The sequence below is a fragment of the Novosphingobium sp. Chol11 genome (assembly GCF_900218065.1).
In the GTDB taxonomy this organism is placed as follows: Bacteria; Pseudomonadota; Alphaproteobacteria; order Sphingomonadales; family Sphingomonadaceae; genus Sphingobium; species Sphingobium agri.
In genome coordinates, this window is the sequence record NZ_OBMU01000001.1 from 1,439,243 (window position 1) to 1,459,368 (window position 20,126).

The following is a 20,126-nucleotide window of genomic DNA, read 5'->3' on the forward strand; positions in this document are numbered from 1 at the left end:
CCAGCGAGAGCCGGGCTGCTCCCCGATAGCTCAGCGGTAGAGCATTCGACTGTTAATCGAATGGCCGTAGGTTCGAATCCTACTCGGGGAGCCACTTTTGCCTACTAAGGCGGCTCCAGAAATCAGCAAAAATGTAGGGTGTACGGGCTGTGAGCTTGCGCCTTCAGCGCTCTTAATCCGGCTGCTTCAGTCTACCGCTGTCAGCGGGGCCGATGATACGAAAAACCTCGCCCCCAACAGGGAGGCGAGGTGATACGATCAGAAAGGCGGGTGTTCAGCGCGAAGCGAACTGGCGTGGCTTGGATGCGAGCGCCCAACGCTGCGGGGCTGCGCCGGGCGCCTTTTCCCGGACGAAACATTGACCCCGGCGAGTGCGGATGGCGCGGCAGAGTGCGTCCGCCTCCACGCGATCATCGAAGCCGCTGACGGCAAGGCGAGCATAGCTGACGCCATTGACGGTAATCTGACTGGTCAGCACCGGCAAAGCGGAGATCGCGCTGTTGCGGCGCGCCATCTCATACCATTTTTCCTTCGCAATCGCGGTATTTGCATAAGCTCCGAGCTGGACCACCCACGCGCTGTTGCCCTTTCCGTCGAAGCGGACCGACTGACGAACCGCCCGCGCCGCGCGAATGGGTGTAGAGAGGCTGGCCGAGGCGCTCTTCTTCCCTAGTCGTGACGCTTTATTGACCGGCGCGGGAGCCGCATAAGGCGTGAAATCAACGGGCTGTCGGACGGCTTCCGCCTGGGCCATTTCGGTAGCGGCAGCCTGCTCGGCAACGGGAGCGGCAGGCATTTCCGGCGAAGCTGCCTCAGCCATTTGAGCGGGCGCAGCCTCGGGCGCGAGAGCCAGAGCGACGGGCTGGCCGACATCATTGCCGTCGAAAGTGACGCCCATCAGGCCAGCGATCCGTTGCTGTGCGAAGTCAGGAGCCGCTGTCTGCGCCCACTGCGCGATACGCTGATTGGCGGCGAGCGGATCGAGATCGAGGCCCGCCATCACGCGCGCATCTTTCCAACGGCCGGCCAGCGCATAGGCATAGGCGAGGTTCTGGCGTGTCCGCGCAGTCGCCGACGGATCATGAATGGCTTCGGACAGGATACGGACACCCTCTCCCGGGTCGCCTGCCATGGCCATTGCAAGGCCGTAATCACTGGCAGGGACAACGTCCGCATTGGTCACGAGCAGTTCGCGAGCCGCGTCATTCTTGCCCAAAGCCACCTTGACCAAGGCCAGGCTGATGATCGTGCGCGGGTCCCGGTTGCCGAGCGTCATTGCTTCGCTGAGGGCAGCTTCCGCCGAGACGAAGCGGCCGCTCGCGATATAGGCGCGGCCAAGCAATTGCCGATAGTTCGCATCCTGGGGAGCAGCCTGAACCGCCAACTCCGCCGCTGCGACGGCGCGCGCGCCATCCCGGCCGGCGAGCGCTTTTTCGATCGCAGCGGTGGCGCGAACCGGATTCTGCTTAGGCGCGGCAATAGCGGAGGGACGGAACGCTGCCCCCGTGCAGCCGACCATGGTTGTTCCGACGATCAGCGACGAGAGTGCCGCCTTGGAGAGAGCGCTGCGCTTCATGGCTGATCCTTTACTTCGCTTCGTCGCGCGGCAACTGCTGCGCGAGCTTGTCGATTTCGGGCAAAGCGGCGAGGAAATTGTCCAGAGCCTCGGTCATCATCTGCTGGGCGGAACGGCCGACGACCGCGCTTGCAAGGCGAAGCTTCAGATGACGGTCCGCATCCAGACGGAGGGTGAAGGCAGCTTTGCGGCCTTTTGCGACTGCGCGCTTGGCAGGAGCGATCGTCTTGACCGCTGCTTCCATGCGCTCCGCCAGTTCTTCCCGTTCGACCATCACCGTGGGCACCGGCGCTGCGGCGGGCGGCTGCGTCATCGGGGTCAGGCCGACTACGGCGCGAGGCTCGGCAGGAACAGGCTCGGGCTCGGTAACGTCGAAGCCCATGTCATTCCAGCCAAGATCATCCTGCAAAAGCGCCGCTGTCGCTTGTTGGCCGAAGCCCATGACGGGGCGGCGCATGGCAGGCTGGGCAGCGCCCTTCCGGGCGAGCAGTCCGGAAGTCAGCGAAGCGAGAGGCTTGGGTTCGGCCATTTTCATCCCTCCCTTACTGGCCCACGACGCGGCGGCCAAAGCCACCCGTCGCCGGACGAACTGCGCCGCTGGTGCCCGCCGTCCCATTAGGGACCGAGAAGACCGTCCGGCGGAAATTCTTTTCAAGGCGATCGGAGACATAGCTCCACAATTGCGTGACTTCGCCAGCAGAGCGCCCGTTGGGATCCACCTCCATGACCGTGCGTCCGTCGATCATCGATGCGGCAAAGTCCGTGCGATGGTGCAGCGTCACAGGCGCGACAGTGCCATGCTGTGAAAGCGCAACGGCGGCTTCCGACGTGATGCGCGCCTTGGGAGTGGCAGCGTTGACAACGAAGATCAGGGGCTTGCCCGCCCGATCGCACAGGTCGACCGTGGCACCGACGGCGCGGAGGTCATGAGGACTGGGACGGGTCGGCACCACGATCAACTCGGCGACGGAAATGACGCTCTGAATCGCCATGGTGATGGCAGGAGGCGTGTCGATGACGGCAAGCTTGAAACCCTGCTGCCGCAGGATTTCAAGATCCGCCGCGAGGCGTGCGACAGTCGTCTGGGCAAAGGCGGGAAACTCGGCTTCGCGCTCGTTCCACCAGTCGGCCAGCGAACCCTGGGGATCGATGTCGATAAGAACCACCGGGCCAGCGCCAGCCCTCTGCGCCTGTACAGCCAGATGACCAGACAAGGTGGTCTTCCCCGATCCGCCCTTTTGCGATGCCAATGCGAGTATGCGCACGCGCGTTTCCCCCAGAAAATCCAATTGCACATTGGACTGCCATGGCCGCGCCTAAGATTTGGTTAACATGCCCGCATCCTTCGACATCAGTGGCAGCGGGAGCCTACTATCAAGAATGGCATCCTCAATGCTAAGCGTGCATTAACCTTGTTCAATCATAGGCTGCGGTGACGCTGTTGTTTCAGGAGCATATGGACATGAAGCACATCTGGGGCACCTTGGCCGCAGCAACCATGCTGAGCTTGGCGCCGCCCGCCCTTGCCGATGTGAAGGCTGGCGTCGATGCCTGGCAGCAAGGCGACTATGACAAGGCAGTGAGCCTCTGGCGGCCGCTCGCCCAGGCAGGCGATCCCGATGCGCAGTTCAACATGGGTCAGGCAAGCAAACTCGGCCGGGGTGTCAAAGTTGATATGGCGGCGGCCCTCGATTGGTATCGCAAAGCCGCAGCGCAGGGCCATGTACGGGCCGAGGATAATCTGGGGCTGTTGATGTTCCAGCAGGGAGAGCGGGCGAGCGCCCTGCCCTATCTTGAGCGATCAGCGATGCGGGGAGAACCGCGCGCCCAATATATAGTGGGCACAGCGCTGTTCAACGGCGACCTGACAGCGAAGAACTGGCCGCGCGCCTATGCGCTGATGAGCCGCGCATCCGCAGCAGGGCTGGCGCAGGCGACGTCGAGCCTTAAACAGATGGACAAATATATCCCCGTTGAGCAGCGGCAGCAGGGGCTCGCCATGGCGCGGGACATGGGGCAAAAGGAAGTGGCGGCGCTGTCGGAGGCCAATGGCCGCCTGTCGAGCGCGCCGGTTCTGCGTGAGGAAACGCCCTCTCTTGCAAGCGCTACCTTGCCGCCTGTCAGGGATGCCAAGAAGCCCTCACCGGCCAAGACGAAAGCTGAGCCTTCCAAACTCAGCACCGCAGTTCCGCCGCGTAAGCCTGCCATTGAGAAGGAAGCGAAGGTGGCCGCTAGCGGGCCTTGGCGAGTGCAACTGGGTGCCTTCAGCGAGGAAGGACGCGCCCGGGCACTTTGGAGCAGCCTGCGCGGCAAGGTAGCCGGTCTTTCCGCCTATCAGCTGTATCTGGTCAAGGGCGGCGCCATGACGCGATTGCAGGCCGGGCCTTTGGCGAGCAATGCCGAAGCGGCAAAGCTATGCGGCGCGTTAAAGGCTGCGGGGGCGGATTGCATGCCGAGGAAGATGTAGTCTGCGCTGTCGCGGCTAGGTCTTGTGGCTTTAACCGCTTGATCATGGGTGCGGCATAAGGCAACGGCGTTCCCGACCATTCGCGGAGGCCCCTTTTGAACAATTTGGTTGTCCCTTCCTGGGTGCTGACGCTGGTGTGCGCCGACCGCGTCGGCATTGTTGCAGCCGTCAGCCAGTTCCTTGCGGAACGGGGCGGCTTTATCACAGATAGCCAGCAATATGCCGACAGGAAGGCCGGACGTTTCTTCATGCGCGTGGCGTTCGAAGCGACGGATGCCCGCATGTCGGACACGCAAGAGCTTCAGGCCGCATTCGCTGCCACAGGCGCCGAATTCGACATGGACTGGCGGATCAGTGGAGCGCAGGAAAAACCGCGCATGCTCCTTGCGGTTTCGAAAGGCTCGCACTGCCTCGCCGACCTGCTGCACCGGTGGCAGACGGGAACATTGGCCGTCGATATCATGGGCGTCGTGTCGAACCATCCCGACATGCGCCGGATCACCGAATGGCACGGCATCCCCTATCATGAACTGCCTGCCAATGGGGATAAGGCCGGGCAGGAAGCGGCGATCCTGGATGTCTTTGGACGCACGCGATCGGACTATCTGATCCTCGCGCGCTACATGCAGGTCCTGTCAGAAGATCTGGTCGGGCGGCTGGAAGGGCGATGCGTCAATATCCACCACAGCTTCCTGCCGGGTTTCAAGGGCGCCCGCCCCTATCACCGCGCCCATGAGCGAGGCGTGAAATTGATCGGCGCGACGGCACATTTCGTGACCGCCGATCTGGATGAGGGGCCGATCATCGAGCAGGCCGTGGAACGGGTCGATCATCGCGCTACCGCAGAGGATATGATCCGCATCGGCCGCGATATAGAGGCGCAGGTGCTGGCCCGGGCGGTCGGATGGATCGCCGACCGCCGGGTGCTGCTGAACGGCAGCAAGACCGTCGTTTTCCGCTGATCAGATCCCGAGGGCGCCCAAAAATCTTCCGGCGCGAGTGCTGCGCTGGCTGCTGCTCGTGGCTGGCGGGACCAGGACGAGTGCGGGATATAGACATCCCTGGCTGTTTCGTGCTGCCGCTTACGACGTGCAATAAGGGTACGGGGTTTCATCGTCTTCTCCTTGTCCGGAGGAACACGAAACCTTGCGTGGTCGCATAGGGCCGTGCGCTTTAGCCGTTGTTGACGCGGAGCAAGCTGTCATCCTTCAAAAGCCGCGGAGCGTTAAGCTCCACACCTGTCTACAGATATAGTTGAGAAAGGGAACATAGCTTTGCTTTAGCGGACGCGATGTGCGCTTTGTGCAAAAGCTTCAACCGAAGAAAATATCGTAGATAAACCATCCTACGATGAGGAAACTGGTGACGACGCAAACCCGATCGCCATAGACATCCAAACGCGACATCCTAGACATCCTTCCAAATGCGGCGATCTTTGTCGCCTGCATGAAGAGAATAACGCACCGCGCCGTCAAAAGGAACAAAAAGTGCGGGCGCCGTTCAGGCGGGCGCCATACCGCGATGACGGAGGAAGGACTGTGTCGCCTCAAGCGGGCCGCGATACGCCTCCTGGAACTCGGCGCTCCAATATTTGAGGTCGTCCAAATCGATCCGTGCACCCGAAACCGCACAAAAGACGAACTGTCCCGGGCGCACTATGTCGAAATAGGGCGTGTGGTATTCCAGCACCGCCAATCCCTGGATTTCTGCCATCAGTCGCCCGTCAATATGCGGTCTACAAGCTGCTTCACCGTCGGCACGAAACCGTTGGAATAGAAGGGGTCCTGCTTGAACTTGTACGCGCCATGGCCCGCGAAGAGGAGGTTCTTGTCCAGATCACCACCATGCACCGCCTCTTGCAGCGACTTCTGAATGCAGAAGCTCCGCGGATCGGCAAGACGGCCAGTCGAGTTCGTCTCACTGTCCATCCAGCTTGAAAAGGCGCACTGGCTGAGGCAGCCCATGCAGTCGGTCTGATCCTTGCGGATTTCCGCCTTTTCTTCTTCGGTGACGAATACAAGCGTGTTGTCAGGCGTCTTAAGCGCGGACGTGAAACCCTGCCCCACCCATTCGCGCGCGCGGAGCAGGTCGCCGCGCGTCACCCAGAAATTCTTGCCCTTGACCCCCGCATCCAACTGGTGCGTGTGATCGCCCGCCTGTTCCGTGCTGAACGGTATCTGGCGTTCCGAGCGCGCTTCCAGCTGACGCAGGAAGGGATTGCGGACAGCCGAGCTGTAGAAACCCGTCGGTGAGAAGCGATGCAGCAGCACGTCGCCGGGTTCCAGCTGCGTGAGGCGCTGCTTCCACTCATCGGGAATGGGGCTTTCCTGCGTCAATAGCGGACGGGTGCCGAACTGGAAGGCGATCGCGCCCAACTCCGGATTGTCGATCCAGTCGTTCCAATCCTTTAGGTGCCATACGCCGCCCGCCATGACGATCGGCACATCGTCGGAAATGCCCCCTTCACGCATCGTCGCGCGCAGGTCGCGAACGCGGGGATAGGGGTCCTGCGGCTGGCGCGGGTCTTCCGCGTTGGAAAGGCCGTTATGGCCGCCCGCCAGCCACGGATCTTCATAGACCACCGCCGCCAGCCATTCCGAGGCCTTGGAATAGGCACGTTTCCACAGCGCGCGGAAGGCGCGGCCGGAGCTGACGATGGGAAGATAGCTGACGCCATAGGACGCGGCGATTTCGCTCAGCTTATACGGCATCCCCGCGCCGCAGGTGACACCGGCGACCATGCCCTTGGTCTTTTCCAGGACGCCGTGCAGCACCCGCTGAGCGCCGCCCATTTCCCAAAGCACGTTAATGTTGATCGCGCCCTTGCCCCCGGCAATTTCGAAGGCGCGCTTTACCTGTTCAACCGCGCCATCGATAGCGTAGGCGACCAGTTCTTCATGACGGTCGCGGCGGGTGCGGCCGTGATAGATTTGAGGGATGATGTTGCCCATGCTGTCATAGCTGTCGGCATTGACGGCGGACACGGTGCCGATCCCCCCTGCCGCAGCCCATGCGCCGGAGCTGGCGTGATTGGACACAGCCACGCCCTTCCCGCCTTCGACCAGCGGCCAGACTTCACGACCACCATAGATGATGGGCTTCAAACCCTTGAACAACATAATCTCCCGCGCAACAGCTGCTGGGTCATCCGTCGACTGAACGCCGCTCTATAGCAGCTTTCGCGACCGATGACGAATAACGGGCGCGCCCTACCGCAAAATATGAGGGCTGGATAGTGCCTGTCCATAAAGCCCCGCATAGGCATCGACCATCGCAGCTTCTTCGAAGTCGCGCTGCGCCCGGCGCAGATTTGCCTCGCCAAGACGGATGCGAAGATCGGCACTGGCGGCCAGTTGACCGAGCGCCGCCGAAAGTCCAGCCTCGTCCTGTGCGATAAATGGCTGATTTTCCGGGGCAACCATTTGCGCCACGTCCCCTACGTCGGTGGACGCGACAGGCAGCCGCGCGGCCATGGCCTCCACCAGCGAAATCGGGAACTGTTCGCTATTGGACGACAGCGCGAAAATGTCGAACAGCCCGAGAATACGCGAGGGGTCGGGAAGGAAGCCGGGCAGGCAGATATCGTCGATGCCATGCTTGGCTGCCTCTGCGAGGATCGCCGCCCGCTCAGGGCCTTCGCCCACGATCACCAGTTGCAACTTATCACGATGCGGCGCGACTGCCCGTACCAGGCGAGGAATATTCTTGACCGGCCGCAATCCGGCCAATGTCCCGACGAGCAGCTTGCCAGGCGAACGAACGAGGCCGGGAATGGCGTCGGGAACGGCGCCAGCATAGCGCGCCACATCAATCCCGTTGCGGATCAGATGAACCTTTGACGCGGGCTGACGCCATGTTCTTCGCGCAATCTCGTCCAGCCGGATGGACGGCACGACTAGGGCGTGGGCGCGTTGGAGCGCCAGGCGGCGATAGAGGTTGCGCTTCGTTTTGAGCCGCTCTGCCTCCTCGATATTGAAGCCGTCCTCATGATGGATGAGCGGCGGCAGGCGCAGGAAAGGCTCGCAGACGCGATGCGCCATGACGGCGTCCATGGCTCCCCAATTATAGGTGAGCACAAGATCAAAGCCGGACAGGAAGCGTCCCAGCGCCCGAAAGCGGCTTGCGCCGGGTCGGCCGGTCAACGCTGGCGCGTCGGGGAAGCTGACCTCCACCCCCGGCGCGATCGCGAACCGGGCGCCCATGGCGTCAGGAGCGGCGCTGACAATCGTATGGCTGGCGCGATCGCCCCACAGGTTCATGAGACGGACAGCGCGTGCTTCCTTACCGCCCAGGGAAAAGCTGCCGTGAACATGCAGCAGGCGCGGCGGCCCGCTTCGGGTCTCAGCCATGCAGGACTCGTGCGAGGAGGCGGTCGATCCCGGCAGCGGCTTCCGATTCGTCGAGCAGCGGAGCGTGGCCGACATCGGGAACTGTCACAAGCTCAGCGCTGGGACCCATTTCCGAAAGCATGCGCTGCGCAGTGGCAGCGCTGAGCAGATCGGATCTTTCGCCCCGTAGGATGAGAGAGGGGATGCCATTAAAAGACGCCATGACAGGCCAGAGATCGACCCCCGCCTCGCCTCCGGACAGGCGGAGGGGTTCGGCGACGCGCATGTCATAGTCCAACACGACGCGTCCGCCGCTGTTGAGCCGGTAGAGGCGCTTCGCCATGGCAAGCCATTGTTCAAGATCGTAGCGGGGGTAGATGTCGCGATTGGCTTCTTCCAGCGCGCGGGCGGCCTGAACCCAGCTTTGATGCGACTGGCCGACCCCGACATAGGTCCGGATGCGGTCGAGCCCCGCCGGTTCGAGCTTTGGCCCCACGTCGTTCAACAGCGCGCCTGCCAGCCATTCGCGGTGAGTCGCGGCAATCAACATGGTGATCAAGCCGCCGAGCGAGGTGCCGATCGCGACGAAACGGGTAATGGCGAGATCGGCTAAAAGGCGGCTGATGTCCTGCAAGTAGGTTAGCGGGACATAGGTCATCGGGTCCTTCGCCTGCGCGCTTTCGGAACGGCCGCGCATGTCGGGACAGATGAGGCGCCACTCGCCCGCGAGGCGATCGGCCAAGGGTTCGAAATCGCGAGCGTTGCGTGTCAGGCCGGGAAGGCACAGCAGCGGCGGGCGGCCATCTTCACCGCCGGCATAGTCACGATAGTGGAGCCTGAGGCCGTCGGGAGACCACCAGTAGCCGTCAGTGAAGCTGGTCAACGGTCGTGCGTCCTCAAATTACAGCGAAGCGGTTGTAACTGCCCGCCTTGTCCCCCCATATCGCCGCATGGACAAATCCTCGCAAGCCAGCAGATACAATCCGGCAAAGGAAATCTTCGCGTTGCAGCCCGACTTCGCCGATGAAGTCGCAGCGGCGAACTTCCCGCAGACGATATTGCGATATCGGAACGATAGGGCCGCAGCGAGCGTGGGGCTGGACCGGCTGAGCGATGAGGAGTGGCTTCGTCACTTCGGCCGATTCGAACCATTGCCAGGCAGCCTGCCGCAGCCGCTGGCATTGCGTTATCATGGCCATCAGTTCCGGGTCTATAATCCTGACATTGGCGATGGCCGGGGATTCCTGTTCGCGCAGTTGCGCGACGAAGCCGGACGGTTGCTGGACCTTGGGACGAAAGGATCGGGCCAGACGCCCTACAGCCGCTTTGGCGATGGGAGATTGACGCTGAAAGGCGGGGTTCGCGAGATATTGGCGACCGAGATGCTGGAGGCGCTGGGCGTCAACACGTCGAAGACCTTTTCATTGATCGAGACGGGCGAGGCGCTGGAGCGGCATGACGAGCCCTCCCCCACTCGCTCTGCGGTCATGGTGCGATTGAGCCATTCCCATATCCGCATCGGGTCCTTCCAGCGCGCCGCCTATTTCGATGATAAGCCTCTGCTGGAGCGGCTCACCAATTATGCGCTGCGCAACCTCTATAATGAAGAGCCGGGAAACAATGCGCCCGCGCAGTTGCTGGGCCGCGTGGTCGAGCGGACGGCTGATCTGGCGGCGAGCTACATGGTCGCGGGTTTCGTGCATGGCGTGCTGAACAGCGACAATATCAATGTGACGGGCGAAAGCTTCGACTATGGCCCATGGCGCTTTACGCCTTATTGGGAGCCGGGTTTCACGGCCGCCTATTTCGACCATGCCGGGCTTTATGCCTTCGGACGGCAGGCTGAAGCGATTCACTGGGATGTGGCGCAATTGGCTGTTTCGCTGAGACCCTTGGTCGAAGCCGAACCGCTGATCGAGCAACTGGAGCGGTTTCCCGAATTGTTCGGAGGGGCAATGGCGCGGCGCTTTTGCTGGCGGCTAGGCGTCGTCCCCTCAGGCGATGTGAACTCAATGATCGAGGCGGCGGTCAAGGGAATGGCCGCGAGCGAGACACAGATCGATCGTTTCTTTCATGATTGGCGAGGCGGCGAACCGCGCGAGGGAACGGACTATTCGGGCGAGGCTTGGGCGCCGTTCCGCGAAGCTGTTGCCGGGATAGAACCAAGCGGCAGGAAAGAGCATGCTTATTGGAGCGATGCCGCGCCCTGTTCGATGCATATAGACGAAGTCGAGTCCATCTGGAGCGCGATCGCCGAACGGGATGATTGGTCGCCGTTGCAGGAGAAAGTCGCGGCGATCCGGCGGATGGGTGAGGCTTTGGGGCGTGGGCCGGAAGTGCCTTGAAAACCGGCCAGACCCCGGCCCAGCGCAAGGCCGCCTTTCCGCCCAGCGCGGACAAACGCACGACACTGCTGATCCTTGGCAGCCTGCCGGGCGATGCCTCTATCAGGCAGGGTGAATATTATGCTCATCGCGGGAACGCTTTCTGGTCGCTGATGAGCGATGTGCTGGGTGATGATCTGCGCGCACTGCCCTATGCCATGCGGCTGAAGCAATTGCGCGCCCAAGGCGTCGGCCTGTGGGACGTGATCGAAAGCGCGGACCGCGAAGGTAGTCTCGACAGCGCTATCCGGGGTGCGGAGTTTCGGGATTTGAGGGGCTTTATCGCGCAGCTGCCTGCGCTGCGGGCGATCGCGTTCAACGGCAAGACAGCGTCAGTGCATGGCCGACGTCAGATCGGTACTGCCACGGAGTTGACGATGATCGATTTGCCATCCAGCAGCGGCGCCTATGCCATGCTTTCCAGAGACAAGAAGGCAGAGGCGTGGCGGACGTTGCGTCGATGGATTGCACCGTCCTAACATTGACGTAAGCGTAAGGCGGACTTAGACCATTTGCATCAAGAGGGTGCCGACGGTGAGCAAGAGTGTCTATTTCGAGGATTTGGAAATCGGCGACAGGCTGGATTTTGGTCCGGTAAGTGTCAGCCGCGACGAAATCATGGCCTTTGCCGCTGAATTCGATGCCCAGCCTTTCCACCTGTCGGATGAAGCGGCCGCAGGGACGCATTTCGGGAGCCTGTCGGCGAGCGGCTGGCACACGACTGCGCTGTTCATGAAGATGTTCGTCGCGAAGATGCAGGCCGCCGGGCATCAGGATGCGAGCCTGGGCGCCATGGGCATCGATGAACTGCGATGGCTGCGGCCAGTGAGGCCTGGCGATACGCTGAGGGGCACATCCGAGGTCGTGGAAAAGAAGGCGTCCCGGAGCAGACCGGAGATGGGCGTAGTCAAGAGCAGGGTCACTGTGTTGAACCAGCGGGATGAGCCGGTGCTGACGATGATGCCGATCACGATGTTCCGCACGCGTCCGAACTGACGCGGAAAATCTTTATCGGTTCTGGACTGGCGGCAGCGGCTGATTGGCGCGCGCGTCCGCAGCCATGATGCGGACTTGGCTGGATGCCGCACCCAACAGTTGAATGAGATGCACGCCTGGCGTCAGATCGAACCAGACGATCTTCCGGATGCCCGAACATCCCGGGCCAGGACTGTGCGCGGTGGACGCGATAGGGCTATTCCCGAAGACGATATCGACCCAGGCGGGACCGGAAAGGCCTATCCCTATCCGTGCCGGTGTCTTGACGGCCAGGCTGAAGAGGCCGCCATAGCTTTTAGGTGCCTGATGTTCAGGTTTGACCACATATTGGACTTGAAGCGAAGGGCGCAGCGTCGCCACGACGGGCTTGCCCAAGATAAGACGAGGTGCCGAAGCCGCTTCGCCCGCGGCGGATTCCGTTCCGCTCTGGTTCCAACTGGTCCAAGGTTCAGGGGGCAGCGGCGCGTCAAGGCATGGGTCGGCGGCAAGTGCGGGCGCGGAAAGGCTCATGGCAGCGAGGCAAGCGATCAGGCGCATCGTCATTTCCTTCCGAATAGCTTTTCTATGTCTCCATGGCCTAGCTTTACCCAGGTCGGACGACCGTGATTGCACTGGCCGCTGCGTGGCGTGATCTCCATCTCGCGCAGGAGCGCGTTCATTTCCGCCACGCTCAGCACCCGGCCCGCGCGGACCGAGCCGTGGCATGCCATCGTCGCTGCGACCAGATCGAGCCGCTCCTTCAGGGATAGCGCTTCGTCATAAGCAGCGAGATCATCGGCTAGGTCGGTGACAAGCCCCTGCACGTCCCCTTGGCCCAGCATCGCGGGCACGGCGCGCACAAGCATGGCGGAGGGGCCGAACCGCTCCAGTTCAAGGCCGAAGTTACGCAGCTCATCGATGCGCGTTTCCAGGCGATCGCAGGCGGGCTCATCCAGTTCGACCACTTCGGGCAGCAGCAGCGCCTGCGTGGCGACGCGCTGCCCCTCCATGGCGCGGCGCATGCGTTCGAGCGTAAGGCGCTCGTGGGCGGCATGCTGATCGACGATCACCAGCCCATCCTCCGCCTCCGCGACGATATAGGTGCGCGCCACCTGTCCGCGCGCGACGCCGAGCGGGAAGCTGGTCCCTTCCGGCGCGGGTGCGGCGGCAGGCTCGGCGCGCGCCTGTGGCGGGGGCGTGGTGAAGGAGGGGCGACGATCAGCGAACGTGGCGGCAGGCGGCGCATAGTTTAGCGAGCCAGCTTCGAAGATGGGAAGCGCGCTGATCGGCGTGGGCGTAACCGGCTCGGTTTTCCAGGCGGAAAGGCTCGCCGGATCGGCCTGCTGCACGGACCGAAAGCCCCCTGCGTCGAGCGCGCGACGGACGCCCGACACGATCATGCCCCGGATCATCGCAGGGTCACGAAAACGCACTTCCGTCTTCGCCGGGTGGACGTTGACGTCCACCTCAAGCGGTGGAACGTCCAGGAACAGGGCCACCACCGGGTGCCTGTCCCGCGCCAGCATGTCGGCATAAGCGCCGCGCACCGCGCCGATCAGCAAGCGGTCGCGAACAGGGCGGCCGTTGACGAACAGGAACTGATGATCGCCAACGCCGCGATTATAAGTCGGCAGCGACGCCACGCCCGACAGGCGCACGCCTTCGCGTTCCAGCGAGACGATGACATGGTTTTCCGCGAGCGCCCGGTCGGTAAGGGCAGCGACGCGATCCTCCCGCGCCTCTCCCCCCTGAACGGCGATCGCCCGGCGGCCGTCATGTTCCAGCGTGAAGGCCACCGAAGGGTGCGCCATTGCGAGCCTTCGCACGACATCAAGGCAGGCTGCATATTCCGCCTTGGCAGAACGCAGGAATTTGCGGCGAGCGGGCACCCTTGCGAACAGCTGTTCCACGGTGATCCGCGTGCCCGGCGGCAAGGCAGCAGGGCCTTCGGACAGCAGCACGCCATTGTCGACGGTGCGGTTCCAGCCATCCTGCCCCTTGGGCCTGCTGTCGATCGACAAGCGCGCAACGCTGGCGATGGATGGGAGCGCTTCACCACGGAAGCCCAGGGTGGACACATTCTCGATCGCGTCGTCGGGCAGCTTCGACGTCGCATGCCGCTCAAGCGCCAGCGCGATTTCGTGCGCGGCCATGCCGCAGCCGTCGTCACTCACTTCGATCCGGTCCAGCCCGCCGCCGCTCAACCTGATGGAAATGCGGGTCGATTTAGCATCCAGTGCGTTTTCAATGACTTCCTTGAGCGCGCTGGCGGGTCTTTCGACCACTTCACCGGCAGCGATACGATTGACCAGATGTTCGGGCAGGCGGCGTATTGACATTGATTAGTGACTAGCCCAAGCGAGCGCTTTCCGCGAGCCGTTGCCCCCGAAAATTTTGCCTCATCACAGGGAATGATGACAGGGACGGCGGAACGTGGCAGGGACCTCCGAACGCCCCGGTTCGCGTCGCCGGGACGGGCGGGCTGAACAGGAACAAGCATGTCGATCTTTTCGCGACTTTTCAAACTCTCCTCCCAGGATATGGCTATCGATCTCGGCACGGCGAATACCGTCGTCTATGTGCGGGGCCGCGGGATCGTGTTGAATGAGCCATCGGTCGTAGCGGTGGAGACGCTGAACGGCGTGAAACGGGTCAAGGCCGTGGGCGACGACGCCAAGCTGATGATGGGCAAGACGCCCGACTCGATCGAGGCGATCCGACCGCTGCGCGATGGCGTTATCGCGGACATCGATGTCGCCGAGCAGATGATCAAGCACTTCATCACGAAGGTGCATGGCGGCAAGTCGCGTCCGTGGCGCTTTCCCGAGATCGTGATCTGCGTTCCGTCGGGCTCCACCAGTGTCGAACGCCGCGCGATTCGCGACGCGGCCAGCAATGCGGGCGCTTCTCAGGTGTTCCTGATCGAAGAACCGATGGCAGCGGCGATCGGCGCCGACATGCCCGTGACCGAGCCGATCGGTTCGATGGTCGTGGACATCGGGGGCGGCACCACTGAAGTCGCGGTGCTCTCGCTGCGTGGGCTCGCTTACACCACCTCGGTTCGCGTCGGCGGTGACAAGATGGACGAAGCGATCGTTTCTTTCGTGCGCCGCCACCACAACCTCCTCATCGGTGAAGCGACCGCCGAGCGCATCAAGAAGCAGTTCGGCGTGGCCCAGCCTCCCGAAGACGGCGTGGGGGAAACCATCCATATCAAGGGCCGTGACCTGGTGAACGGCGTGCCGAAGGAAATCTCGATCAATCAGGGTCAGATTGCCGATGCGTTGGCGGAACCCATCAGCACCATCGTCGAAGGTGTCCGGATCGCCCTGGAAAATACCGCGCCGGAGCTGGCGGCGGACATTGTCGACCAGGGCATCGTGCTGACCGGCGGCGGCGCGCTGCTGAAGGGGCTGGACGATGAACTCCGCGACGAGACCGGACTGCCCGTCACGATCGCCGAGGATCCGCTGACCTGCGTCGCCATCGGTACTGGCCGCGCGATGGAGGATCCGATCTTCCGAGGCGTGCTGCAGACCGCTTAAGGTCAGGGGGACCACTACATGGCGCGGCCATCCAGCCGACGTCCCGGCCATAACCGCAAGGCGCAGTACAGCCTGTTTGCCAGCTATGTTGTGGCGATAACGGGTGCGGCTGTCGGCTTGCTGCTGGTCGCCGTGGCGATTTTCGATCCCACCGGATTCGCTGCGATCCGTGCTGCTACCGCGGAACTTTCGCGCCCCGCGTCGCTTGGCCTGCGCAACATGGTGAGTGGCGCAAGTTCGCTGGACGATGTGCTGACCGCATATTGGCGCGCAGGGTCGCAGAATATCGCGCTTCGTCGGCAGGTGGAGGCCGACCGTAACCGCATCATCGAAGCAAAGGCGGTCGCGCAGGAAAATCAGCGCCTCAAGCGGCTGTTGAAGCTGGTCGACGAGGATCATAGCGACCTGCTGACGGCTCGGCTCATTTCCTCCTCTTCATCCAGTGCCCGCCGTTTTGCGCGATTGAATGCGGGTCGCTGGCAGGGCGTCCGGACTGGCATGCCGGTCCGCGCTTCGGAAGGCCTTGTCGGCCGCATTCACAGTGTCACCCCCAATACCGCCGAAGTCCTGCTACTAACCGACAGCAGCAACATCGTGCCGGTTCGCCGCGCGACCGACAGTGTTCCGGCCATCTCGACGGGACTAGGCGACGGGACTGTCGAAATCCGATCACTTGCTGCTGGCCGCAATCCTTTCAACGCCGGTGACATTCTCGTCACATCCGGCGTCGGCGGCATCTATCAGCCCAATATCCCGGTGGCTGTGGTCGTTCGGATCGCGGGCGAAATCGCCTATGGAGTGCCACTGGCCAACCCGTCGAAAGTCGATGCGGTGGTGGTCGAACGCTCATTTGAGGAAGCAGTTACGCGCAACGAACCTGCTTCGCCTGACAGCGCGCAGCCAGAGACGGCAGCCAACGCCAGCGTTCCATGATCGACCCGCATCTTCAGCATGTGCCCCGGCTCGGCCGCCATCCTTCCCGTTTTCGCCTGACCGGGACGCCGGTCATCACGGTCATGCTGGGATCATCCGTCACGATCCTGCCGATTGTCGCCCAAGCCCCTGTCATGCCGCCCTTTGGCTTGTTGTTGCTGCTGTCCTGGCGCTTGCTGCGGCCAGAGCTTTGGCGCGCCTGGATCGGTGTGCCCCTTGGCCTGTTCGACGACATGATTAGCGGGCAACCCATTGGTTCGGCAATGTTCCTGTGGACCGTGATGCTGATCGGCATCGATGCGGTGGAACATCGAATGGTATGGCGCAGCTACCGGCAGGACTGGTTAATCGCTGCTGCCGCGATTATCTTCTGCATCGCCGGTGGGCTATTCCTTGCGCGGATAACCGGCGGAGGAGACATCAAGCTGGAACTGGTCGCGCCGCAAATGCTCTGGACGATCCTGCTCTTTCCCTTCGTCGTGCGGCAATGCGCGCGGATCGATCGCTGGCGCGTGATGGCATGAAGCTGCCCAGGCTCAAGCGGAAGACCGTTACCGAAGCATCGCTGTCCTTCACCTTCACCCGCCGGGCAATGGTGGTCGGCGGATTGCAGGCCGGGATCGGCGCGATGCTGATCGGCCGGATGGCGTGGATCAGCGTTGCCGAAAATGAGAAATATAATCTTCTTTCGGAAAGCAACCGCGTCAACCTGACGCTCATTCCTCCACGTCGCGGATGGATATTGGACAGGAACGGGCGTGCGCTGGCGAACAACCGCACGGACTTCCGCGTCGACCTGATTCCCGAGCGTGTCACTGATCCCGAAGGAACGTTGCGCAGCCTGGCTCATCTTCTGGCACTGGCTCCGGACGAGGTCGAACGGATCAGGACGGAACTGGATAAGGCGCCCGGTTTCCGACCGGTCCAAGTTGCCGAAAAGCTGACCTATGATCAGTTCGCAGCTGTCAGCGTTCGCTTGCCCGACCTCCCCGGTGTCGCCCCTAGCCAAGGATTTTCCCGTTACTATCCCACCGGATCAACGGTGGGGCATTTGCTGGGCTATGTCGGTGCCGCCTCGGCGAAAGACTATGAGAAGCGCAAGGACCCCCTGCTTATCACCCCCGGCTTCAAGGTAGGCAAAGAAGGGCTGGAGAAATGGTTCGACCTTGAACTGACGGGTAAGCCCGGGGCCAAGCGGGTCGAGGTGACGGCGCGCGGCAAGATCGTGCGCGAACTGACGACGCGGCCGGACGCGCCCGGAAATGCAGTGAAGCTGACCATCGACGCAGGGCTTCAGGATTATGCAGGGCGCAGGCTCGGTGCTGAATCCGGTTCCTGCATCGTGCTCGATTGCCTGACAGGAGAAATCCTCTGCATGGCGTCGATGCCCTCCTATGATCCAAACAACTTTTCCGACGGCATCAGCCATGATGAATGGGACATGTTGTCGAGCGACGAGCGCCATCCGCTGATCAACAAGTCACTGAACGCCCTTTATCCGCCGGGATCGACCTTCAAGCCGATGGTTGCGATGGCGTTGCAAAGCGCCGGCGTCGACCCGAAGGAGCGGGTGCATTGTCCCGGTGGGTATCGGCTGGGCAACCGCTTCTTCCGCTGCCTTGGCCGTCATGGTTCGGTCGATATGCACCGTGCTCTCGCCAAAAGCTGCAACACCTATTTCTACACCATGGGCAACCGCGTGGGCATCGACGTCATAGCGCGGATGGGCCATGCCATGGGGTTCGGTGAAAAGTTCGATCTGCCTGTCAGTTCGCAAAGTTACGGCACCATGCCCGACACCGCTTGGAAGATGCGGCGCTATGACCAGAAATGGACCGCATCGGACACGCTCAACGCATCCATCGGCCAGGGCTACGTCGTCGTAAATCCATTACAGCTCGCCGTCATGGCGGGGCGGATCGCGTCAGGCCGCAACATTCAGCCCCGTCTGGTGAAAGGCCGCTATCCCGAGGCGCCGTTCATGCCTTTTCCCAAGGAACATTTCGACGCTGTGCGGGGAGGCATGTGGGAAGTGGTGAATGGTGACGGCACTGCAGGACGTAGCCGCCTGGACCTGCCCGGGATACAGATGGGCGGAAAGACCGGCACGGCGCAGGTGCGCAAGATTGCGGGCAGCCAGCGCGGGCAGAGCGGCGCATGGAAATATCGCGACCATGGCCTGTTCGTCTGCTTCGCGCCCACGAGCAATCCCCGTTATGCGGCATCCGTCGTGATTGAACATGGCATGGGCGGCTCCCGCGCTGCCGCCCCGGTGGCGAAGGATGTGCTGACATATTTGTTCGATCCAGCAAAGGCGATGGCCCGGCTGGAAGAATTGGAGAAAGGCTGGGGCGGCCCTCCCGCTGAGCGGATGGAACGTCAAATGGCGGCCTACCGTCTCGCCAAGGCGATCAAAAAAGGGGAAGTCGTTCCCAAGCCAGCCGATGCTTCAGAGGCGGAGAATAGCGCCAACGCAGCTGCGTCGGCCAATGTGTCAGAGACTGCGGATAACCCTCCGCCTCAGCGAGATCCGAACAGGGAAGCAGGTCGGTGAGCATCATTCCCCAGCCGCTTACTGAATTTCCCTGGAGGGTATTGGGCATTCTCCTCGCGATCGCGGGCTTTGGAACGCTCGTACTTTATAGCGCCGCCAGCGGCAGCATCACGCCCTGGGCCATCAACCAGGCCGTCAGGTTCGTCATCTTTACGGGAATGGCGTTCGTCATCAGCCGGGTGCCGCTAGAACTTTTCGCGCGGTTCGCTTTTCCTGCCTATGGGGCCGTTCTCATATCGCTGGTGCTTGTGGAACTGATCGGCGGCGTCGCAGGCGGTAGTCAGAGGTGGATCAACCTCGGCTTCATGCAATTGCAGCCATCGGAATTCATGAAGCCGATCATCGTGCTGGCGGTGGCCCGCTTCTACGCATTGCTGCCCGTGGGAGAAATTCGACGGTGGACGGCCATATGGCCCGCGCTCGTTCTGATCGGTGTACCATGGGCGCTGGTGCTGGTGCAGCCGGACCTTGGCACAGCGACGATGATTGCTGCGGGCGGCGTAACTGTGATGTTCCTTGCCGGACTGCCGCTGCGGTTGTTCGTCGGGTCGGGACTTGCGATCGCCGCCATCATCCCCATCGCCTTCAGCTTCCTGCATGATTATCAGCAGAAACGGGTCCTCATCTTTATGGACCCTGAAAGCGATCCGCTGGGGGCCGGATACCATATCAGCCAATCGAAGATCGCAATCGGCTCCGGCGGCATCTGGGGCAAAGGCTTCCTCAAGGGCACCCAGAGCCACCTCGATTATCTTCCCGAAGGACATACCGACTTCGTTTTCGCCACCATGGCTGAGGAATGGGGACTGGTTGGGGGGGTATTCCTGATCGGCGCTTTCCTGTTGCTGTTCCGCTGGGGAGTCGGCGTATCGCTGCGTACACAAGATAAATATGCGCGGCTGGTGGCGGCGGGGCTGACAACGACCATTTTCTTTTATGTGGCGATCAACCTCATGATGGTGATGGGGTTAGCCCCGGTTGTCGGCATCCCCCTGCCCTTCATGTCCTATGGTGGCTCGTCCATGCTGACCGTCATGCTGTGTATCGGCATCATAATGGCCATCGAGCGTTCGACCCGTCGCGGCGGACGTAAGCCCGGAAGTTGGGGCTAAAAACCGGCACTGGCGCAAAATTTTCTGCAGCGCCGCGATTTACTGTTTGCAAAGCCGGAGGATAATGCTAACCGCCCGGCCACGCCAAGACGAGGCTCCGAACGGGGCAATCCGAAAGCGAGTGTGGACGCATAGCTCAGTTGGTAGAGCAGCTGACTCTTAATCAGCGGGTCCTAGGTTCGAGCCCTAGTGCGTCCACCACCTTCCCTCTATCTTCAAATAGTTAGCAACGGAAACTCGCAAAATCCGAGA

General features: G+C 62.1%; 19 protein-coding genes and 2 tRNA genes. 12 read left to right on the forward strand and 9 right to left on the reverse strand.

The genetic code is table 11. From position 1 onward, the window contains the following. Positions 1–19: 19 nt before the first annotated feature. Positions 20–94 (forward strand) — tRNA-Asn (locus NCHOL11_RS07135). 180 nt (positions 95–274) lie between these two features. Here NCHOL11_RS07135 and NCHOL11_RS07140 read toward each other — a convergent pair. The 3 genes from NCHOL11_RS07140 to NCHOL11_RS07150 are packed head-to-tail and all read right to left on the reverse strand — an operon-like array spanning position 275 to position 2,841. Then, the gene (locus NCHOL11_RS07140) at positions 275–1,576 is read right to left on the reverse strand and encodes an SPOR domain-containing protein (protein WP_097091684.1); all 1,302 of its coding nucleotides are present in this window, start codon (positions 1,574–1,576) and stop codon (positions 275–277) included. Between the two features lie 10 nt (positions 1,577–1,586). After that, positions 1,587–2,105, reverse strand: coding sequence for a hypothetical protein (locus NCHOL11_RS07145; RefSeq protein ID WP_097092795.1), 519 nt, complete (start codon positions 2,103–2,105; stop codon positions 1,587–1,589). A gap of 13 nt (positions 2,106–2,118) precedes the next feature. Next, complete coding sequence (locus NCHOL11_RS07150; RefSeq protein WP_097092796.1) at positions 2,119–2,841, reverse strand: ParA family protein; 723 nt, start codon at positions 2,839–2,841, stop codon at positions 2,119–2,121. Positions 2,842–3,032: 191 nt separating this feature from the next. Here NCHOL11_RS07150 and NCHOL11_RS07155 point away from each other — a divergent pair, with 191 nt between their 5' ends. Both NCHOL11_RS07155 and purU read left to right on the forward strand, forming a co-directional pair. Continuing rightward, positions 3,033–4,043, forward strand: a complete 1,011-nt coding sequence (locus tag NCHOL11_RS07155) for an SPOR domain-containing protein (RefSeq protein ID WP_097092797.1) — start codon at positions 3,033–3,035, stop codon at positions 4,041–4,043. Between the two features lie 122 nt (positions 4,044–4,165). Beyond that, positions 4,166–5,005: a formyltetrahydrofolate deformylase gene (gene purU / locus NCHOL11_RS07160; protein WP_441339492.1), complete on the forward strand. Its 840-nt coding sequence runs from the start codon at positions 4,166–4,168 to the stop codon at positions 5,003–5,005. Between the two features lie 538 nt (positions 5,006–5,543). Here purU and NCHOL11_RS07165 read toward each other — a convergent pair. The 4 genes from NCHOL11_RS07165 to NCHOL11_RS07180 form a co-directional block, all read right to left on the reverse strand. Then, complete coding sequence (locus NCHOL11_RS07165; RefSeq protein ID WP_097091686.1) at positions 5,544–5,756, reverse strand: DUF2093 domain-containing protein; 213 nt, start codon at positions 5,754–5,756, stop codon at positions 5,544–5,546. Beyond that, on the reverse strand, positions 5,756–7,159 hold the full coding sequence (locus NCHOL11_RS07170; RefSeq protein ID WP_097092798.1) for an NAD(P)H-dependent flavin oxidoreductase: 1,404 nt from the start codon (positions 7,157–7,159) through the stop codon (positions 5,756–5,758). Before NCHOL11_RS07170 ends, NCHOL11_RS07165 begins: the two co-directional genes overlap by 1 nt. A 93-nt stretch (positions 7,160–7,252) precedes the next feature. Beyond that, positions 7,253–8,392, reverse strand: coding sequence for a glycosyltransferase family 4 protein (locus NCHOL11_RS07175; protein WP_097091687.1), 1,140 nt, complete (start codon positions 8,390–8,392; stop codon positions 7,253–7,255). Next, positions 8,385–9,254: an alpha/beta fold hydrolase gene (locus NCHOL11_RS07180; protein ID WP_097091688.1), complete on the reverse strand. Its 870-nt coding sequence runs from the start codon at positions 9,252–9,254 to the stop codon at positions 8,385–8,387. Before NCHOL11_RS07180 ends, NCHOL11_RS07175 begins: the two co-directional genes overlap by 8 nt. A 67-nt stretch (positions 9,255–9,321) precedes the next feature. On the opposite strand from NCHOL11_RS07180, the gene NCHOL11_RS07185 reads away from it, so the two are divergent. The 3 genes from NCHOL11_RS07185 to NCHOL11_RS07195 are packed head-to-tail and all read left to right on the forward strand — an operon-like array spanning position 9,322 to position 11,751. Beyond that, a complete protein-coding gene (locus tag NCHOL11_RS07185) occupies positions 9,322–10,716 on the forward strand; it encodes a protein adenylyltransferase SelO (protein ID WP_097091689.1) in 1,395 nt (464 codons plus the stop codon). Then, positions 10,713–11,234, forward strand: coding sequence for a DNA-deoxyinosine glycosylase (locus NCHOL11_RS07190; RefSeq protein WP_097091690.1), 522 nt, complete (start codon positions 10,713–10,715; stop codon positions 11,232–11,234). Before NCHOL11_RS07185 ends, NCHOL11_RS07190 begins: the two co-directional genes overlap by 4 nt. Before the next feature lie 37 nt (positions 11,235–11,271). Then, the gene (locus NCHOL11_RS07195; protein WP_369680246.1) at positions 11,272–11,751 is read left to right on the forward strand and encodes a MaoC family dehydratase; all 480 of its coding nucleotides are present in this window, start codon (positions 11,272–11,274) and stop codon (positions 11,749–11,751) included. A gap of 12 nt (positions 11,752–11,763) precedes the next feature. Here NCHOL11_RS07195 and NCHOL11_RS07200 read toward each other — a convergent pair whose 3' ends face one another. Then, positions 11,764–12,294 carry a hypothetical protein gene (locus tag NCHOL11_RS07200; RefSeq protein WP_255254736.1) on the reverse strand — a complete coding sequence of 177 codons (531 nt, stop codon included), beginning with the start codon at positions 12,292–12,294 and terminating at the stop codon, positions 11,764–11,766. After that, on the reverse strand, positions 12,291–14,069 hold the full coding sequence (mutL, locus tag NCHOL11_RS07205) for a DNA mismatch repair endonuclease MutL (protein WP_097091692.1): 1,779 nt from the start codon (positions 14,067–14,069) through the stop codon (positions 12,291–12,293). Before mutL ends, NCHOL11_RS07200 begins: the two co-directional genes overlap by 4 nt. Positions 14,070–14,228: 159 nt before the next feature. Here mutL and NCHOL11_RS07210 point away from each other — a divergent pair, with 159 nt between their 5' ends. The 6 genes from NCHOL11_RS07210 (at position 14,229) to NCHOL11_RS07235 (ending at position 20,075) form a co-directional block, all read left to right on the forward strand. Continuing rightward, a complete protein-coding gene (locus NCHOL11_RS07210; protein ID WP_007685698.1) occupies positions 14,229–15,275 on the forward strand; it encodes a rod shape-determining protein in 1,047 nt (348 codons plus the stop codon). A gap of 18 nt (positions 15,276–15,293) precedes the next feature. Beyond that, a complete protein-coding gene (gene mreC / locus NCHOL11_RS07215) occupies positions 15,294–16,208 on the forward strand; it encodes a rod shape-determining protein MreC (protein ID WP_097091693.1) in 915 nt (304 codons plus the stop codon). Next, a complete protein-coding gene (gene mreD / locus NCHOL11_RS07220; RefSeq protein WP_097091694.1) occupies positions 16,205–16,732 on the forward strand; it encodes a rod shape-determining protein MreD in 528 nt (175 codons plus the stop codon). Before mreC ends, mreD begins: the two co-directional genes overlap by 4 nt. After that, positions 16,729–18,762 carry a penicillin-binding protein 2 gene (gene mrdA, locus NCHOL11_RS07225; protein ID WP_097092800.1) on the forward strand — a complete coding sequence of 678 codons (2,034 nt, stop codon included), beginning with the start codon at positions 16,729–16,731 and terminating at the stop codon, positions 18,760–18,762. Before mreD ends, mrdA begins: the two co-directional genes overlap by 4 nt. Continuing rightward, a complete protein-coding gene (gene rodA / locus NCHOL11_RS07230; protein WP_097091695.1) occupies positions 18,759–19,874 on the forward strand; it encodes a rod shape-determining protein RodA in 1,116 nt (371 codons plus the stop codon). Before mrdA ends, rodA begins: the two co-directional genes overlap by 4 nt. Positions 19,875–19,999: 125 nt before the next feature. After that, a tRNA-Lys gene (locus NCHOL11_RS07235) sits at positions 20,000–20,075 on the forward strand. Positions 20,076–20,126: the final 51 nt, after the last annotated feature.